Annotated in this window: 10 protein-coding genes; all 10 read left to right on the top strand. The window is 48.5% G+C overall.

Annotated features, from left to right (window positions below; all coding sequences use genetic code 11):
* Window positions 1-58: 58 nt before the first annotated feature.
* The 10 genes from N2K84_RS03865 (at window position 59) to N2K84_RS03820 (ending at window position 18,689) form a co-directional block, all read left to right on the top strand.
* Complete coding sequence (locus tag N2K84_RS03865) at window positions 59-3,349, top strand: glycoside hydrolase family 2 TIM barrel-domain containing protein (protein WP_282590461.1); 3,291 nt, start codon at window positions 59-61, stop codon at window positions 3,347-3,349.
* A gap of 78 nt (window positions 3,350-3,427) precedes the next feature.
* Window positions 3,428-6,883, top strand: a complete 3,456-nt coding sequence (locus N2K84_RS03860) for a glycosyl hydrolase (protein WP_282590460.1) — start codon at window positions 3,428-3,430, stop codon at window positions 6,881-6,883.
* A gap of 528 nt (window positions 6,884-7,411) precedes the next feature.
* Entirely contained in the window at window positions 7,412-8,854 is a 1,443-nt protein-coding gene (locus tag N2K84_RS03855; RefSeq protein ID WP_282590459.1) for a sialate O-acetylesterase, read from the top strand.
* A gap of 272 nt (window positions 8,855-9,126) precedes the next feature.
* On the top strand, window positions 9,127-11,448 hold the full coding sequence (locus tag N2K84_RS03850; RefSeq protein ID WP_282590458.1) for a DUF5703 domain-containing protein: 2,322 nt from the start codon (window positions 9,127-9,129) through the stop codon (window positions 11,446-11,448).
* A 41-nt stretch (window positions 11,449-11,489) separates the two neighbouring features.
* Window positions 11,490-12,536, top strand: coding sequence for a uroporphyrinogen decarboxylase family protein (locus N2K84_RS03845; RefSeq protein ID WP_282590457.1), 1,047 nt, complete (start codon window positions 11,490-11,492; stop codon window positions 12,534-12,536).
* Entirely contained in the window at window positions 12,533-12,859 is a 327-nt protein-coding gene (locus N2K84_RS03840; protein ID WP_282590456.1) for an L-rhamnose mutarotase, read from the top strand. The genes N2K84_RS03845 and N2K84_RS03840 overlap by 4 nt, the downstream gene beginning before the upstream one ends.
* A gap of 108 nt (window positions 12,860-12,967) precedes the next feature.
* Window positions 12,968-14,023, top strand: coding sequence for an L-rhamnose/proton symporter RhaT (locus N2K84_RS03835; protein ID WP_282590455.1), 1,056 nt, complete (start codon window positions 12,968-12,970; stop codon window positions 14,021-14,023).
* Window positions 14,024-14,240: 217 nt separating this feature from the next.
* A complete protein-coding gene (locus N2K84_RS03830) occupies window positions 14,241-15,752 on the top strand; it encodes a purine-cytosine permease family protein (protein WP_282590454.1) in 1,512 nt (503 codons plus the stop codon).
* Window positions 15,749-15,940 carry a hypothetical protein gene (locus N2K84_RS03825; RefSeq protein WP_282590453.1) on the top strand — a complete coding sequence of 64 codons (192 nt, stop codon included), beginning with the start codon at window positions 15,749-15,751 and terminating at the stop codon, window positions 15,938-15,940. Before N2K84_RS03830 ends, N2K84_RS03825 begins: the two co-directional genes overlap by 4 nt.
* A gap of 22 nt (window positions 15,941-15,962) precedes the next feature.
* Complete coding sequence (locus tag N2K84_RS03820) at window positions 15,963-18,689, top strand: alpha-L-rhamnosidase (RefSeq protein ID WP_282590452.1); 2,727 nt, start codon at window positions 15,963-15,965, stop codon at window positions 18,687-18,689.
* The last annotated feature ends 10 nt before the right edge of the window (window positions 18,690-18,699 follow it).

The following is an 18,699-nucleotide window of genomic DNA, read 5'->3' as shown; positions in this document are numbered from 1 at the left end:
ATTCAAAACCCAATACTCAAGTCTCAAGTCTCACGACTCACAATAAAATTTACGGATAATGATGAGATTTTCAATTTTCGCGCTTGGCTTGGTTCTTGGCTGTTGGGGAAATGCTTCTGCACAACGGTTGGTTGAATTGCCTGAAGGTATTCCACCGGTTCCGCATGTTTATGACACGGAACCATGGGAAGATCCCCAGATTACCGAACTGAACCGGGAACCGGCCCGTGCAACTGCCTATTCGTTTAAAACAGAAGAAGAAGCACTGGTTGGCGATCGGGATAAAAGCGGCCGCTGCCTGAGTTTGAATGGCGAATGGGATTTCTATTTCGCGATGAAACCCGCCGATGCGCCGACTGATTTTTATAAAACCCGTGTTCAGGGGTGGGATAAAATTGAAGTGCCATCCAACTGGGAAATGAAAGGCTATGACATTCCTATTTATAAAAGTGCCGTCTATCCGTTTCGACCGATTAACCCTCCCTACGTGCCGCGAGATTACAATGCGGTAGGTTCATATCAACGAACATTTTCAGTCCCCGCAGATTGGACTGAAATGAATGTGACCCTCCACTTCGGCGCGGTCAGTTCGGCTTTCAAGGTTTGGGTGAATGGCCAGTTTTTGGGTTATGGCGAAGATAGCTACCTGCCCTCCGAATTCAATATTACCGGATATTTACAAAAAGGTGAAAACACGTTATCGGTTCAGGTGATCCGCTGGAGCGATGGTTCATATCTCGAGGATCAGGACCATTGGCGGATGAGCGGCATCCAGCGCGAAGTGCTGTTGCTTGCCGAGCCCCGGCTGCGCATTGCCGATTTTCATTATCAAACCGATTTGGATGATGAATACAACGATGCGGTGTTGAGCATCCGTCCGCGCCTGCAAAACCTGACGGGTGATCCGGCGAAAGGTTACAACCTGGAAGCCCAGCTATACGACCCGAACAACCAAAAAGTATTGGAGCAACCGTTGATTAGAAGCGCCGAATCCATTCTTACGGAAGCTTGGCCGCGCCTCGATAACGTGAAGTTTGGTTTGCTGGAAGCCAAAGTTGCCAATCCGTTGAAATGGAGCGCAGAAGAGCCCAATTTATATACCTTGGTTCTTTCTTTAAAAGACAGCATAGGGCACGTGTTGGAAACAAAAAGCTGCAAGGTAGGTTTTCGTGAAATTGAATTTGCAAATGACGACAGCAAACTGCTGGTCAATGGCAAGGTCACTTACCTTTACGGGGTGAACCGGCACGATCATCATCCAGTCCGCGGGAAAGCGCTTACCCGGGAGGATATCCGTAAAGACATTGAGCAAATTAAGCGCTTCAATTTTAACTGTGTACGCACGGCCCACTACCCGAACGACCCGTATCTCTACGATTTATGCGACGAATACGGGCTTTATGTGATTGATGAGGCCAATTTCGAGACCCACGGTTTGGGTGGTAAACTCGCCAACGACCCGAAATGGCTGAACGCTCATTTGCAGCGTGTAGTACGCATGGTGGAGCGCGACAAAAATCACCCGTCAGTTATTATTTGGAGCCTGGGCAACGAGGCTGGCCGGGGTCCGGCAACGGCTGTTATGGCCGCATACTGTCATGATTTTGATATCACTCGTCCGGTGCATTACGAACCGGCCATGGGCGACCACAAAGTAAAAGGTTACCTGCCGTATGGTAGTCCCGGCTACCCGAAGGACCACTCGCGCCGGATACAAACACCGCTTGACCAGTCGTACATCGACATTGTGAGCCGGATGTATCCCGACCTCCAAACCGGGCCGCTCTTGATTGGTCAGGACAATGGCGACAAACGCCCGATTTTCTGGTGTGAATATTCACATTCCATGGGCAACTCAACCGGGAATATAAAAGAATGGTGGGACCAGATTCGCTCGCTTCCGCGTTTGATTGGCGGTTGCATTTGGGATTACAAAGACCAGGGCTTGCTGAAAACCGATAAAAACGGCACCGAATTTTATGCTTACGGTGGCGATTTTGGCGAAACTTTGCACGACGGAAACTTTTGCATCAATGGTATTGTTGCTTCCGATGGTCGGCCGAAAGCTGCGATGTACGAGTGCAAATGGGTTTTCCAACCGGTAGCTTGCGAATTACTCGATGCCGGCGAATTCCGTGTGAAAATCATTAACCGGCACGCGGTGTTGAATTTGAACAGCTACGTACCAGTCCTCGAATTCCTCGAAAACGGGAAGCTGATAAAAACAGTGACCATTCCTTTGGTTTCGCTCGAAGCCGGAAAAGATACCGTCATCAGCCTGAAACAATATCAGCCGAAAATGAAGCCGGGGGCCGAGTATCTCGCTTCGATTTCATTCAAGCTAAAGGAAAAAACAACTTGGGCTGATGCCGGATTTGAAGTGGCCCGCGACCAGTTTATCCTAACCGGATTAAGCACCCAACGCGCAGCTGTAAAAGGAAACGCTGCACAGTTGGCTGAAACGGATGACGCGTTTGTATTGAGCGGAAAGAACTTCAACCTAAAAATTGACAAGGCAAACGGTGCGCTGAGCAGCTATCAGTGGAACGGCGAAGAGCAACTATTTGAACCGCTGTTGCCACACTTTACCCGACCGTTGACCGATAACGACGAGCGTGGCTGGAAGCCCCAAAAAAAACTGAAAGTTTGGTACGATGCGAACCCGAAATTGACGAATGTGTCGACTGAAATAATGGCAGATGGACTGGTGCAAGTCCGCAGCCAGTACGATATTGTCTCCGATAGTGCTACCTGCACCGTTGTTTATACCCTGCGGGGCAATGGCGCCCTGAAAGTTGAATACGAACTGAAGGTGTCAGCAGAATTGCCGAATATCCCCAAAGTGGGCATGCAGTGCGGTATTTTCGATGGGTACAGACAAATCAGCTGGTACGGCAAAGGGCCGCTCGAAAATTACATCGACCGGAATCACGGTTTCGAGGCAGGAATCTTTAGTTTGCCTATTGACCAGTTTATCGAACCCTATGTAATGCCGCAGGAAAACGGTAACCGGACCGATGTTCGCTGGATGTATTTGTCGAATGAGCAAAAAACGAAAGGCTTGCTGGTGGTGGCGGACAGCCTGCTGAGCATGAGTGCCTGGCCTTGGACGGAAGCAAACATCAACGAGGCTAGGCATACGAATGAATTGAAAGAATCAGGATACCTGACTTTAAATATTGATCTGAAACAAATGGGGGTAGGCGGTAACGACAGCTGGTCGGATGTGGCCCAGCCGGAGTTGCAATACCAAATTAAGGCAGGCGATTTCCGGTATGCTTTCTACCTGATGCCCATGAGTGCCGGGAAGAAAGATTTGAGTGAGGAAGCTTGCAAAGTGAAATTTTAGATGGGCTGCAACCTACAAGCAGTAGTTAAGACTTGAAGCTTGCAGCTAGTGTCTTGTGGCTTTTTTAAACCAAAAACAATGAAACAAAACCGACAAAACAGAACACTTCTGATATTGATTGGCATGTTGCTGGTCATTTTTAGCGCATGCAGCCGCCAGTCGGAATCGCAGTTTAAAGCAATTGTGCCAACCGAAAAGGATGCCGCTACCTGGAATTTTTGGTACTGGATGCACGGGGCTGTCAGCAAAGAAGGCCTGACCGCCGACTTGGAAGCCATGAAACAGGCCGGCTTTGGTGGTACTTACATTTTTGCCATTCGCGACACGGTGCCGGGCTTGTATCCCGACAAAGTAGTGACCATGAGCCCCGAGTGGTGGGCTTTGGTAAAACATGCGGTGAGCGAGGCAAACCGCCTGGGCCTTGAAATCGGGTTTAATTCCTGCGACGGGTTTACCTGCGCCGGCGGTCCGTGGATTACACCCGAAATGTCAATGCAAAAAGTGGTTTGGGCCGATACCGTTGTAACCGGAGGACAAGCATTTTCCGGCAAATTGCCGCAGCCCGAAATGGTGAAGGGCTACTATGCCGACATCGCCACTTTTGCTTATCCCGCTCACGAGGGTGCGGGTCAAAACTCGTGGGTGAAGCCGCCCAAAGTGACTTCGAGTTTTGGTATAGAAGATCTAAAATATTTGGCTGAAAAAGGCAACCAAAAGCAATTTTCGACCAAGGAAACAGGCTGGATTCAGTATGATTTTGACGAGCCGTTTACCTGCCGGTCCGTTCAAATCACAACCGGTTGGAACAATTACCAGTCGAACCGGCTCATTATTGAAACCAGCGACGACGGCGTGAATTTCACGACACATACTCGCCTGGTGCCGCCGCGCTCGGGATGGCTCGATTTGGACCAGCCCAACACGCAACTGATTAGGCCCGTAACAGCACGCTATTTCCGTTTTGTTTTCGCCCCGACGGGTTCGGAGCCTGGAGCCGAAGATCTGGATGATGCCAAATGGACTCCCACCTTACGGGTGAAGGGAATCGCGCTTTCGTCGGAAGCCCGGATTCATCAGTACGAAGGCAAAAACGGCTCTATCTGGCGGATTGCAGACTGGTCGGACGAGCAGGCATTGCCTTCAAAAGATTGTATTGATCCGAAGAAACTTCAAAATATAACGTCATATGTGGCGGCCGATGGTACGCTGAATTGGCAGGTACCGGCCGGAAAATGGGTGATTTTGCGCATGGGGCACACCAGCACCGGCCACGAAAATTACATCGGCGGTGGCGGTAAAGGATTGGAGTGCGACAAGTTTAACCCGGAAGTCGTTCGCTTTCAGTTTGACCAGTGGTTTGGCGAAGCGTTTCGTCAGGTGGGCGAGGAGCTGGCCGGGAAAACCATTACCCGTTTCCACGTGGACAGCTGGGAGTGCGGAAATCAAAACTGGTCGACAGTTTTTTCGGCTGAATTTTTGAAACGCCGCGGTTACGATTTGATGCCGTATTTGCCTGTGATGGCCGGCGTTCCTGTTGGCGATGCCGAAACCTCGGAACGGGTTTTGAAAGATGTTCGCGAAACCATTACCGAGCTTTTTGCCGATAATTTTTACGGCACGCTGCACGACGAGTCGCAGAAAAAGGGTGTGCTTTTTTCGGCAGAGAGTACTGCTCCGGTTGGGGTAGGCGACGGTCTGCTTCACTTTAAAAACGTGGATTTGCCGATGGGTGAGTTTTGGTTTCGTAGTCCATCGCACGACAAACCCAACGATATTCTCGATGCCATTTCGGGCGCGCACATTTACGGACATCCGATTGTGCAGGCTGAAAGTTTCACTGAAATCCGTCTCGACTGGGACGAAACGCCTGCGATGCTGAAACCGCTGGCCGACCGCAATTTTGTCTTGGGCATCAACCGTGTGGTGACGCATGTGTTCACCCATAATCCCTGGCCCGACCGGAAACCCGGAATGACACTGGACAAAGTCGGTACTTACCTGCAACGTGACCAAACCTGGTGGCCGCAGAGTCATGCTTTTTGGAGCTATCTGCGTAACTGCCAGCAGTTGTTGCAGCAAGGCGTGCCGGTGGTTGATGTGGCTGTTTTCAACGGCGAAGAAGCGCCTCGCCGCGCGGTATTGCCCGATCGCCTGGTTGAATTTTTGCCTGGCCCGATGGGCGCCGACCGGGTGAAATCGGAAAAAGTACGCCTGCAAAACGAAGGTATTCGTAAGCGGTCGATGCCGCAAGGGGTGACCACCCAAGCCAATATGGCTGACCCTGATAAATGGATTGATCCGCTGAATGGTTATGCTTATGACTCGTTCAACAAAGACGTGTTGCTGAATCGAGCCAACGTTGAAAACGGGCGGGTGGTGTTGCCGGGTGGCGCGAGCTATGCCGTGCTGGTTATTCCTGGAAACCGGAAGATGTCGCCGCGCGGGGGCGAGCAGATGAGCCTTTTGGTTGCGCGGAAACTGGTCGATTTAATTGAGCAGGGCGCTACTGTTTTATGGATGCAGCAGCCAATTCAAACCATCGGTTTGAATGGCCAGGAAGACGTTCAACTGAAAAAGCTGATGGGAAAACTGAGCAACGGCAAAAAGATCAATTTTAAAGATGAGAAAGGGAGTTTATTCGAAGGGATACAATTCGGAAAAGGCCGGCTTTTGTTCGGAGCCTATAAATCAAGCTCATTTCAGCCGCTCGGGTTGGAGGAAGATTTTGTTGCCGCCACCGAATTTGGCCGCCTGAAAGGAACCTTGGCCTGGAACCACCGGAAAGCCGGCGAAAAGGAAATTTATTTCATTTCAAACCAAAGTGCCGAAAAGCTGCCGGTTGAAATGAGTTTCCGGGTGGAAGGAAAAGTTCCGCTGTTGTACGATGCGGTTCTCGACCGCAGACTTTCATGCAATAGCTGGGATTCAAAAAACGGACGTACTACGCTGAGCTACGAGTTCGAACCAGATGAATCGCTGTTTGTAATTTTCAGTCCATCCAACCCGGATGAGCGCGATGGAGGTGCAAATGCAATTCAATTGGAAGCGATAAAAACTATTGAAGGTTCCTGGACCGTCAGTTTCGACCCGAAACTGAGTGGTCCTGCTGAAGCTCAAAAATGGGACAAATTGAGCGACTGGAGCCAAAATGTGCTGGATGGCATTCGTTATTATTCGGGCAAAGCCACTTATAAAACCAGCTTCGACTGGCAAGCAGCGGACGGGGAACAAGATTACTGGATTGACTTGGGCGATTTTTCAGATGTTGCCGAAGTGCGGCTGAATGGCCAGTCGCTGGGCGTGTTGTGGACAAAACCCTTCCGGCTCCCGGTAAATGGAACTTTGAAAAACGGAACCAACGAAGTGGAAATCGACATCGTGAATACCTGGCACAACCGCCTGATTGGTGACCATGCTTTGCCCGAAGAGCAGCGCACTACCTGGACGACGGCTCCCTACCGGTTGGACGGAAGGCCATTGTTGCGGGCAGGCCTGTTCGGGCCGGTCAGTTTGCAAAGGCAGAAGGAAGATTAGAATGGTAGAATGATGAATATTAGAATATTGGAATGGTGAAGATTGGGGTGATTGGATGACAGAGTTGGAGTTGTGAAAGAAATCTGCCGGGCTGCAGGCCCGGAATCCTGGTAGCCCGGGGCAGCGCCCCGGGAATGTAACGAAGAAGAAATTATCGTCCGCGGAGAAAAGCCGGGCAATGAGCCGGAGTTCCCGTCGGACGAAACAGCGATTGGGAAGGTTGGAAGTGGTGAGTGATGAATGTTAGAATGGTGAAGGTTGGGGTGATTGGATGACAGAGTTGGAGTTGTGAAAGAAATCTGCCGGGCTGTAGGCCCGGAATCATGGTAGCCCGGGGCAACGCCCCGGGGAACGAAACGATGAAAAGATTATCGTCCGCGTGGAAAAGTTGGGCAATGAGCCGGAGTTCCCGTCGGACGAAAGAGAGATGGGGAATATTAGAATGACAAATGCAAGACAGAATCGGGAGCTAGGACAACTTGACTGCTTCGAGTCTTCGTGTTTGAAATGAATAAATTATTATACGATATGAAAATGAGAAACTTGAAAAAACTGTTGGCTTTGTTGTTGCTCGTTTGGAGCTTCGGTGCTTCGGCTACCGTGAAAATGCCGGCTTTGTTTGCCGACAACGGTGTTTTGCAACGACAAACGAATGTCGCCATTTGGGGCTGGGCCGATGCCAAAGCCAAGGTCACTGTTATTCCTTCGTGGAACAGCAAAAGCTACGAAACCAAAGCCGACCGCGACGGCAAATGGAAACTGACCGTGGAAACCCCTGAAGCTGGCGGTCCTTACGAAATCCGCATCAGCGACGGAACCGAGTTGGTCCTGAAAAATATTCTGATTGGCGAAGTGTGGCTTTGTGCCGGGCAGTCGAACATGGAAATGCCGATGAAAGGCTTTCCGGGGCAGCCGGTTGTTGGCTCCAATATCGATATTTTGAAATCGGACAACCATAACATCCGGGTAATTACTGTTCCGCGCAGCTCGAAAACTGTTCCGCAAAATGATTTCACCGCCAAATGGAAGGTGGCCGATCCGGCAGCCATCCGTAATTTCAGCGCTACCGGCTACTACTTTGGCCGCATGTTGAACGAACTGCTCGATATTCCGGTTGGTTTAATCGAAGTGGCTTACGGAGGCTCGTGTATTCAAGCCTGGATGAGCCCCAAAACTTCTGTGCCTTTCGAGGACAAGCAGGTGCCGGCTCCGGGCGACAGCATTCCGGTTGTCAACCGCACCCCGACGGTCTTGTTTAATGGCATGCTCAATCCGGTAATCGGCTACGGCATCAAAGGCTGCATCTGGTACCAGGGCGAAACCAACTACATCGAGCCCGACCGTTACCTGGATTTGTTCCCGACCATGGTGGCAGAGTGGCGCTCTTTGTGGGGCATTGGCGAGTTTCCCTTCTTCTACGCGCAAATTGCGCCGTTCGACTATTCGGTTTTCACTCCGAAAGAATTTCACGAAAAATATAACTCGGCTTATCTGCGTGAAGCCCAGCTGAAGGCCCTCGACAAAATTCCGAGTTCGGGAATGGCTGTGTTGATGGATGTAGGCGAAAAGGAAAGCATTCACCCCATGCATAAACAGCAGGGGGGTGAACGTCTGGCTTTGTGGGCCTTGGCGCAATGCTATGGTTTCCGCGATTTCAGCTTTAAAAGCCCGTCGTATAAGGCCATGGAGGTAAAAGGAAGTCAGGTTATTGTGTCGTTTAACGATGCTTCGAATGGCCTGACCAGCTTTGGCAAAGAATTGACCGGATTTGAAATTGCCGGCGAGAATAAAGTGTTTTACCCGGCGGATGCATTCCTGCGCGCCAAATCGGTGGTGGTATCGTCGCCGCGGGTTGAAAAGCCGGTTGCCGTGCGCTACGCGTTCAAAGACTTCGTGGTGGGCACACTCTACGGAACCGATGGCTTGCCCGTTTCGTCGTTCCGGACGGATGAATGGCCGGTGGAAGATTAGAATGGTAGAGTCTTGAATATTAGAATGATGAATAATGGGATGATTGGATGACGGAGTTGTGGACGAAATTCTTCGGGCTGTAGGCCCGGAATCTTGGTAGCCAGGGGCAACACCCTGGGGAACGAGGTGCAGAGAAAAATCGTCCGCGAAAAAAGGTCAAGAAAAGGGAAGGAACTCCTGTCGGACGAAACATCGAATGAGAAGATTGGAATGGCAGAATCTTGAGGGATTAGAATGTGAAGCCTGAAAGGCTTCCTAAATTCAATGAAAAAATGAAACGAAACATTCAACTGATACTTGCACTGCTGACTTTATTTATCGGCAAAAGCTGGGCACAACCGGCCGGGCTTGACGACTACAATCTGGTTTGGACCAGCCAGAGCGTTAACTCGTCAGAGTCGATGCCCTGCGGTGGCGGCGATATTGGCCTGAATGTTTGGGTTGAAAATGGCGACGTGCTTTTTTACATCGCGCAAAGCGGCACCTTCGACGAGAATAATGCCCTACCCAAATTGGGGCGTGTACGCCTGCAACTTCAACCCAACCCTTTTGCCGGCAAATTTTTCAAGCAGGAGTTGAGGTTGAAGGACGGTTCGGTCATTATTTCCGGCGAAAATGAAGAGGTAAAAGCCGTACTGACATTGTGGGTTGATGTGTTTCAGCCACTTATTCATGTTGAAATTGAGGCCAGCAAAGCACTGAATGCAGTTGCCGCTTATGAAAGCTGGCGCACGGAAGAGCGACCGCTGCGAAAGCTCGAAAGCTTTGCCAATTCTTACAAATGGGCTGCTCCCGAAGGACTGACAACGAAGGCTGATTCGGTGAATTTTGCGGGTAATGGTGTCCTGTTTTATCACCGCAATTCCGGCGAAACGATGTTCGACGTGGTGGTACGCCAGCAGCAACTGGACTCGGTGAAGGACAAGCTTTTCAACCCGCTGAGAAATTTGACCTGGGGCGGGGTGATGTACGGGCTTAATTTTGTTCCCGCCGGAATCAGATCGGGCAACTATGTTGACACCGATTTCAAAGCTTTTCGGCTGAAAACGAAGACAGCGTCGAAAAGAATTCAGCTTCAATTGGCCTTGCACAAAGCGCAAACGGAATCGCTGGCCGATTGGAGAAATGAATTGACAAAGCTTCAAAAAGCGGCTGTCGGAAATTCGAAAGCAAATCATACGAAAAACCACCAGTGGTGGGCTGATTTTTGGAACAGGAGTTTCGTTTTTATTCAACCCGAAACCAAAAACGAAAATAACGAAAGCTGGCAGGCGGGTCGAAATTACCAGTTGTTCCGCTACATGCTGGCTTGCAACGCTTATGGCGATTACCCGACCAAATTCAACGGTGGCTTGTTTACGGTCGATCCGGTTTTCACCGATTCAACTCGGGCATTCACGCCCGATTTCCGTAATTGGGGAGGAGGAACCTTCACGGCACAAAATCAGCGGTTGGTGTATTTCCCCATGTTGAAAAGCGGCGACTTAGACCTGATGCCGTCTCAATTCGATTTTTACAAACGAATTTTGGGGAATGCCGAATGGCGCAGTCGGGTGTACTGGAATCACGGCGGTGCCTGCTTTACCGAACAGATGGAGAATTTTGGCTTGCCCAATCCCAGCGAATATGGCTGGAAAAGGCCCGAAGGCTATGATCCGGGCATGGAATACAATGCCTGGCTGGAGTACCAATGGGACACGGCCCTGGAGTTTTGTTACATGATCCTGGAAGATCAGCGTTACAGTGGCGCTGATATTTCAGGTTATATACCAATGATTACAAGTACCCTGCGCTTTTTCGACGAGCATTACCGCTACCTGGCCGAACGGCGCGGGGCAAAGGAGCTGAATGGCGACGGCCAATTGGTGTTTTATCCCGGTTCGGCCTGCGAAACTTATAAAATGGCTTACAACGCCAACTCAACCATCGCGGCGTTGCAAACGGTAACCCAACAACTGCTTGATTTGCCGGAAGGTTATTCAACCCAAATTGATCGGGCTTATTTTGACGCGCTGTTGAAGCGGATTCCGCTGATCAGTTTTCGGGAAATTGACGGACACCAGACCATTGCTCCGGCCGCGTTGTGGGAGCGGATCAATAATGTGGAATTGCCGCAATTGTACCCGGTTTTTCCCTGGGGAATGTACGGCGTTGGCCTGTCCGATTTGGAGGTGGCCCGTAATACCTGGAATTACGACCCTGATGCGAAGAAATTCCGTAGTCACATTGGCTGGAAACAGGACGCCATTTTTGCGGCCCGTCTGGGATTGACCGAGCAGGCAGACTCGCTGATGTTGCTGAAATTGAAAGACTCGGGACGGCGATTTCCCGCATTTTGGGGCCCGGGTTTCGATTGGACGCCCGATCACAACTGGGGCGGCTCGGGCATGATTGCTCTGCAGGAAATGCTGCTACAAACCGTTGGCGATAAAATCTATCTGTTTCCGGCTTGGCCCAGGGAACGCGATGTGCATTTCAAACTGCATGCACCAAATAAAACCATCATTGAGGCAGAACTGAAAAATGGAAAAGTCCTTTCACTGAGGGTTTCACCGGAATCCCGAAGGAAAGATATCATCAATTGTTTTGACTGAATAACCAAGTCTGACAACATAACTATCAAACCTAAAACTACATGAAACTAACTCACAAAGAACGCTTTTATGCCACAATTAACTACGAGGAGGTTGACCGTCCCGCTTCGTGGCTGGGGCTTCCTGTGCCCGAGGCAGAAAATGCGTTGTGTAAGCATTTTGGCGTATCGTCTATTCACCGGCTAAAACAAGTGATTGATGATGATATTTACCCGGTTGAAGTTCCTTACAATTATCCGCCATCCAATCATATTGCCTGCGCGTTTAAGTTTGCCAAGATGGACCACTTGGACAAGCCGGATGAACGTACCCTGACCGCGCCCGGTTTTTTCGAAGATTATTCCGCCCCGGCCGATGTGGACAAGTTCGACTGGCCCGATCCTGAAAAATACCTCGATCGGGAAGAGTCGCTTCGCCGGGTGAAGAGCATCGGTGATGATTACGTTCGTATGGGAATCCTGTGGAGCGCCCATTTTCAGGATGCCTGCTCGGCTTTTGGGATGGAACAGGCGCTGATGACCATGCTGATGAACCCGGAGATGTTTCGGGCAGTGATTGACCGGATCACGGATTTTTACCTGAAAGCCAATGAATTGTTTTATGAAGCCACTAAAGGACATTTGGACGCCATCCTGATCGGAAACGACTTTGGCAGCCAAACCGGTTTGATGGTGGATCCGGATCTGTTGCGGGATTTGGTTTTCCCCGGAACAAAAAAACTGATTGACCAGGCAAAAAGTTACGGGCTGACGGTGATGCACCATTCCTGTGGCTCGATTTTTCCGATTATTGATGATCTAGTCGACTTGGGAGTTGATGTGATCCACCCTATTCAAGCACTGGCTGCCGACATGAGTGCGGCCCACCTGAAAGAGCATTTCTACGGTAAGGCGGCTTTTTGCGGGGGAGTGGATGCCCAGTATCTGCTGGTAAAGGGCAGTGCTGATGATGTGGCGAAAAAGGTAGGTGAATTGAAAGTACTTTTCCCCACGGGATTGATTATTTCGCCGAGTCACGAGGCCATTTTGCCGGATATTCCGCCGGCCAACATTCAGGCAATGTTTAACACGCTAAACCAATTGAAATGAAACGAAGATTTGGACAAATGATCCGCCTGAAACCGGAAGGAGCTGATGAATACATTCGTCAGCATGCTGCCGTGTGGCCCGCCGTTTTGGAGATGATTAAAAGCTGTAACATACAGAATTACTCCATCTATATTAAGGATAATTACTTGTTTGCTTATTTCGAATACGCAGGGCCTGACTTTGACAAGGATATGGCAAGAATGGCTGCCGATCCGGAAACTCAGCGTTGGTGGGATGTGGTAAAACCGTTGATGGAGCCTTTGGAAAGTCGCGGACCGGGAGAGTTTTGGAGCAATATGCAGGAGATTTTTCATCTGGAATGAGGTTGCTGTTAGTTTTCAGTTGCCAGTTTTTAGTTTCAAATAACAAGTTCCAGGCTGTAAACCGCAATTATCCAATAACCAATTTACTAATCATCTAATTCATCATCTATGTCGAGTCCAATTATCGGAACCGTTTTACATGCCATAGGCGGCGTTTCCGCTTCTTCCTGTTATGTGCCTTTTCATCGTACCAAAAGCTGGTCGTGGGGAAGTTTCTGGCTGGTCCAGGGGCTGTTTGCCTGGATTTTAATGCCTTTGTTCATCGGACTGCTTACTGTGCCTGAATTCTTTTTTGTTTTGCGGAATGCTCCGTCCAACGCCCTGTGGGGGGCATTTCTGTTGGGCGCTGTTTACGGTTTTGGGAGCATGTCGTTTGGCGTTTCAATCCGCTATATTGGTTACTCAATGACTTATACTCTGGCAATCGGAATCTCGGCAATCGTTGGTACTGTGTTGCCCCTGATGATTTTTGGCGGCCTGCAAACCTACTTTTCCAATCCTGGTGGCGACATTGTTTTGGCAGGTATGGTCGTATCGGTGGTGGGTGTTGCCTTGTGCGGATGGGCCGGTTTTCGCCGCGAACGCGAATTGGTTCCGGCTAACGAAGGCCTGAAAAAATCCCGCATGTTCATTGGGCTGGTGTTGTCGCTTATTGCCGGAATCCTTTCCGGGGTGTTCAACATTTCGCTGGAATTTGGCCAACCTATTTCCGATTTGGCGGCGGAATACGGCGCCGGACAGTTTGAAGGAAATGCCAAATTAATCGTGTCCACGACGGGTTGCTGGCTGGTGAATGTGATTTGGTTTACTGTCGCCGGGATCAAAAATCAAACCCTGACTGACTTTACAAAATCAGGCGGGGTTCCGGCCGCGATCCGCTGGCGTAATTTTATTTGGTCGGGGCTGGCCGGATCGTTGTGGTTCTTGCAGTTCTTCTTTTATGGGCTTGGCCATGTGAATATGGGAAATTTTCAGTTTGCCAGTTGGGTGTTGCACATGTCCATGCTGATCTTTTTTAGCTACATCATCGGTGTGCTGATGAAAGAGTGGAAGCAGGTAAGTAAACGTACTTATCTGGTATTGCTTTTTGCTTTGTTTGTGCTCATTCTTTCGTTTTGCATCATTGCCTACGGAAGCGTGTTGGGTGAAGCTGTAAGCCATTGATTCAGGGCAGGATGTCAGTTGTCAGTGTGTTTTTAAAATCTTTTCCCGGAATATAAAATCTTTATAATAAGTGTTAAAAGCGAAACAAACGAAAGAAAAACGAAAATAAAGATAAAGAATATTCCTTGAAATTCTGTAAATTGGCCCTCGGTTCAATTTTACCGAAAGAAATAGAAAATAATTAAGCCTTTGTGATCTAACTAATTTTAAGTGATTTATGCAGACTAATCAACCACTTGCCCCACAGGGGGCTGGTTCAACTTTAATCGACCGGCTCGATGCCTTGTACGAATACGACCGGGAGCCGGTGTCCGAAAAAAAACTTCACGGGTGGAAAACCTTCATTGCCATGTTTGCCGGCGAGCATGTGGCCGGCACCGAATTTGTGCTGGGGCCGCTCATGGTGATGCATGGCGTATCGGCCAAGGATTTCTTTCTGGGTTTGCTGGTAGGTAATATCTTGGCTGTCTTAAGTTGGGCGTTTATCACAGCTCCCATCGCTGTAAAAACTCGCCTGACAATCTATTGGCAATTAAAGAAAATCGTTGGTCCATATCTTACGATAACTTACAGTGTTTTTTATGCCTTTATTTTATGTCTGTTATCCGGGGCTATGGTTACCGTTGCAGTTACCTCTATTTCCATTCCGTTCGGAATTCCAAATCCCAACTACGTTGCCGGAGATGTATTGCCTACGATTCCATGGGTGCTAATCGCTGTGGTTGTGGGAACAGTTATCGCAGCTCTTGCCGTTTTGGGTTTTGAGAAGATTGCTACATTCTCGAAAATATGCGCACCATGGATGATACTTGTTTTCTTTGCCGCTGCATTAGCCGTTTTAGGAAAACTTGGAGCGACCAATTTTAGCGATTTCTGGGATGTGGCCAGTAATAAAATTTTTACAGGAGTGCCAATTGGCGATAACTCAAAATACACCTTCTGGCATGTCGCCGGGTTTGCCTGGTTGTGCAATGCGCCTCAGCATTTAGGGATGTCAGATGTGACAATTTTTAGGTATGCTAAAAGTTGGAAGCAAGGATTTGCCTCTGCTGTTGGTATGTTTATAGGCCATTTTGGAGCTTGGATTGCTTCAGGTATTTTGTGTGCTGCCTTTCTTGCCGATGGTTTTGTTAATCCACAGCCGGGAAATATTGCACTTTATGGAGCAGGTATCGCCGGAGCGGTGTGTGTCGTAATTGCAGGATGGACAACAGCTAACCCCGGATTATACAGGGCAGGATTAGCAATTCAGGTGGCCACACCAAACTGGAAACGTTGGAAAGTGACTTTTGCAGCCGGTGTATTCATGATTATTACAGCTTGTATTCCGGCTATCAATGCCAATCTCGACCGTATTGTTGCCTATAATGCCTTGTTTTTTGTACCCTTGGGTGCTTTTGTTCTTGTCGATGTATGGCTGTTTCCTAAGTTAGGCTTAATCAGTAGCTTTACTGAAAAATCTCGAAAACTGTTTAGCTGGCCTGCTGCTGTCGCTTGGTTTGGCTCATTCTTTATCTGTTTTGTAATTTACGGAAAGGATCATTTACCATGGATGGAACGTATGATTGGAGATTATTTGCCGAGGTGGGTTGATGTCATTCAAATGGATTTAACTTACCTGATTGCACCCGAGTATATTTTAGCTTCGTTGATGTATTTGGGGTTTAGTTACATTCAGCAAAAACAAAAAAAGAACGTTCAATTAATACAAGAAGGAGGGTTATTATGAAAAAAGTGCTGATTGTAATATCGTTTATCGGATTGGTGTTGACCATCGTGCCGTCCATTTTGGTATTTAAGCAGGTTATCGCTATTGAAACGCATTTTCATTTAATGGTAGCCGGTATGTTTTTGTGGTTTGGTACTTCTCCTTTTTGGATGAAAACCAAATCGTTGGATGATGAAGAAAAAGCATAGTACATAATAAAACCTTGTTGTTTTGAAAATTACGAACTTAAAGACAGAGTATAAAAGCAATCCAGTGGGATTGAAAGCTTATAAACCTCGCTTAAGCTGGGAAATTGTCGATGAGAAAAGAAATGTTTTTCAACGGGCTTATCACGTGAAATGCGCAGCTACGGCGGCTGATCTTAATGATGAAAACAAGTTGCTTTGGAATTCGGGACGAATTGATTCAGATCAGTCAATTCATGTTGAATATGATGGGGTGATACTTCAATCAGGTCAACAAGCTTTCTGGACAGTAAAAGTGTGGAACAATTACAAGGAAGAATCATCCTGGAGTGCCCCGACTTGTTGGGAAATGGGACTCTTGAACAAGGATGATTGGAAAGCTCAATGGATTGAACCGACCCTTGAAGAAGAACCTTCCGTTTCGACCCCGTCTCCTTATCTGCGTAAGGAATTTCAACTGAATAAAGCGATCAGGAAAGCAACAGCCTGCATCACATGCCACGGCTTGTACGAATTGTCGTTAAACGGTGAAAAGGTAAGCACGGACCTGTTTACGCCCGGTTGGACCAGTTACCAACAACGATTGCAATACCAGACTTACGATGTTACCGAACAAATAACATCTGGTGCAAATGCCATCGGCGTGATTTTGGGCGATGGCTGGTACCGCGGGTTTCTGGTTTGGCAGGGTAATAAAAACCTGTATGGCGATAAACTTGCCCTTTTGTTTCAGCTTAAACTGGATTATGTTGATGGGACTTCTGAATGGATCATCAGCGACCCGGACTGGAAATCGGGCACAGGCCCTATTCTTAAATCAGATATTTACAATGGCGAAACCTATGATGCCCGACTGGAAATAGCGGGATGGGACTGCGCCGGTTTTGATGATTCTGCATGGCGGCCCGTCATTCTGAGAGATTACGGATTTGACAATCTGGTTGCATCGGAGGGAGTTCCAGTGAGGATTACTGAAACACTCCGACCGGTTGAAAAAATCACTACTCCAAAAGGGGAATTGGTTTTTGATCTAGGACAAAATATGGTGGGTTGGGTACGGTTTCGGTTGAAAGGAAATGCCGGCGACAAAATTACGCTGAACCATGCCGAAGTTCTCGATCAGGACGGCAATTTTTATACCGATAACCTTCGTGCGGCCAAAGCTGAGGATACTTATATCTTTAAAGGTGATGGCCAGGAAGAATATGAGCCCCGCTTTACCTTTCACGGCTTTCGCTATGTGAAAGTCAGTGATTATCCGGGTGAAATAACATTGGATGATCTGGAAGGCCGTGTGGTTCATTCGGACATGCCTCTGACGGGCGAATTTGTTTGTTCCGATCCGTTGATTAACCGGCTGCAAAAGAATATCGATTGGGGCTTGAGAGGTAATTTCCTAGATGTTCCTACCGATTGTCCACAGCGTGACGAGCGTTTAGGGTGGACCGGCGATGCTCAGGTTTTTGCACCAACAGCCTGCTTTAATCGCGATGCTGCATCATTTTATACCAAGTGGATGAAAGATTTCATCGTCGATCAGAAACCTGACGGTAGTGTGCCCTGGGTTGTGCCAAATGTTGTAAAAGACGGGGGAGGCACTGGTTGGTCCGATGGTTTTGGTTCAACTGGCTGGTCCGATGCGGCTGTCATTATTCCCTGGACGGTTTACCAGGTTTATGGTGATACCCGCATCCTGGAAGAGCAATATGAATCGATGAAAGGCTGGGTGGAATACATGATTCGTGAATCAGGCGAAGCCTGCATTTTTAATGCGGGGTTCCATTTTGGCGACTGGTTGTCGTTTGCCGAGTATTATTCATACAACTATAATGCCCCCGATTACGGCTATGCCGGGGCGCACACCGATAAAGAACTGATTGCCACGGCTTACTTTTATTACACGACTGGTTTGATGCAGAAAACGGCCAGTTTGCTGGGGAAGGTGGAAGATGAAGCACGATACCAAAATCTTCTACCCAAGATTAAAGACGCATTCAATAGGGAATTTGTCACCCAAACCGGTCGATTGACTTCCGGAACTCAAACTGCCTACACCTTGGCATTATGCTTCAATTTATTGCCGGATACTTTGGTGCCGGTTGTTGCCAAACGGTTGGCCGACGATGTTAATTATTTCGGGCACCTGACTACCGGCTTTATTGGCACGCCTCTCATTTGCAGGGCATTAACCGATCATGGTTATGCAGATGTTGCCTACAAGTTGTTGTTTAACAAACGCTATCCTTCGTGGCTGTATCCGGTAACACAGGGGGCCACTACGATCTGGGAGCGCTGGGATGGTATCAAGCCCGATGGAACATTCCAAACGGTGGGCATGAATTCGTTTAATCATTACGCCTACGGGGCAGTGGGCGACTGGCTCTATAAATCGGTAGCCGGTCTGAACCCGGACGAACAAAGCCCAGGGTACAAATCTTTTTTTATCAAACCCTGGTTGCATGAAGAGCTGGATTTTGCCAAAGCCAGTTATCATTCCATATATGGAAAAATTGTTTCGGGATGGAAAAGGGAAGGGGAGAAGCTGATCCTTGAAGTTGGAATTCCGGCAAACACAAAAGCCCGGATATTTATTCCATGTTCTGATGCTGCTAGTGTAACTGAAAACGGGAAAAAGCTTACAGGGCATCCTGATTTGACTTTTATCGGGCAGGAAGCCGGTCGGGTGATTATTGAAGCCGGTTCGGGATATTATCAATTGGTTTGCAGATCGTATGAATTTAAACAGCAGTAATTATTAAAAT

The sequence above is a fragment of the Gaoshiqia sediminis genome (genome assembly GCF_025907915.1).
In the GTDB taxonomy this organism is placed as follows: domain Bacteria; phylum Bacteroidota; class Bacteroidia; order Bacteroidales; family Prolixibacteraceae; genus Gaoshiqia; species Gaoshiqia sediminis.
This window is presented reverse-complemented; position numbering and strand designations above follow the sequence as displayed.

Bases quoted from the DNA above. Each gene is read 5' to 3' on its own strand.
- N2K84_RS03865 (WP_282590461.1), top strand. From the start codon at position 59: ATGATGAGATTTTCAATTTTCGCGCTTGGCTTGGTTCTTGGCTGTTGG.
- N2K84_RS03840 (WP_282590456.1), top strand. From the start codon at position 12,533: ATGAAACGAAGATTTGGACAAATGATCCGCCTGAAACCGGAAGGAGCT.
- N2K84_RS03830 (WP_282590454.1), top strand. From the start codon at position 14,241: ATGCAGACTAATCAACCACTTGCCCCACAGGGGGCTGGTTCAACTTTA.
- N2K84_RS03825 (WP_282590453.1), top strand. From the start codon at position 15,749: ATGAAAAAAGTGCTGATTGTAATATCGTTTATCGGATTGGTGTTGACC.
- N2K84_RS03850 (WP_282590458.1), top strand. From the start codon at position 9,127: ATGAAACGAAACATTCAACTGATACTTGCACTGCTGACTTTATTTATC.
- N2K84_RS03860 (WP_282590460.1), top strand. From the start codon at position 3,428: ATGAAACAAAACCGACAAAACAGAACACTTCTGATATTGATTGGCATG.
- N2K84_RS03855 (WP_282590459.1), top strand. From the start codon at position 7,412: ATGAAAATGAGAAACTTGAAAAAACTGTTGGCTTTGTTGTTGCTCGTT.
- N2K84_RS03835 (WP_282590455.1), top strand. From the start codon at position 12,968: ATGTCGAGTCCAATTATCGGAACCGTTTTACATGCCATAGGCGGCGTT.
- N2K84_RS03845 (WP_282590457.1), top strand. From the start codon at position 11,490: ATGAAACTAACTCACAAAGAACGCTTTTATGCCACAATTAACTACGAG.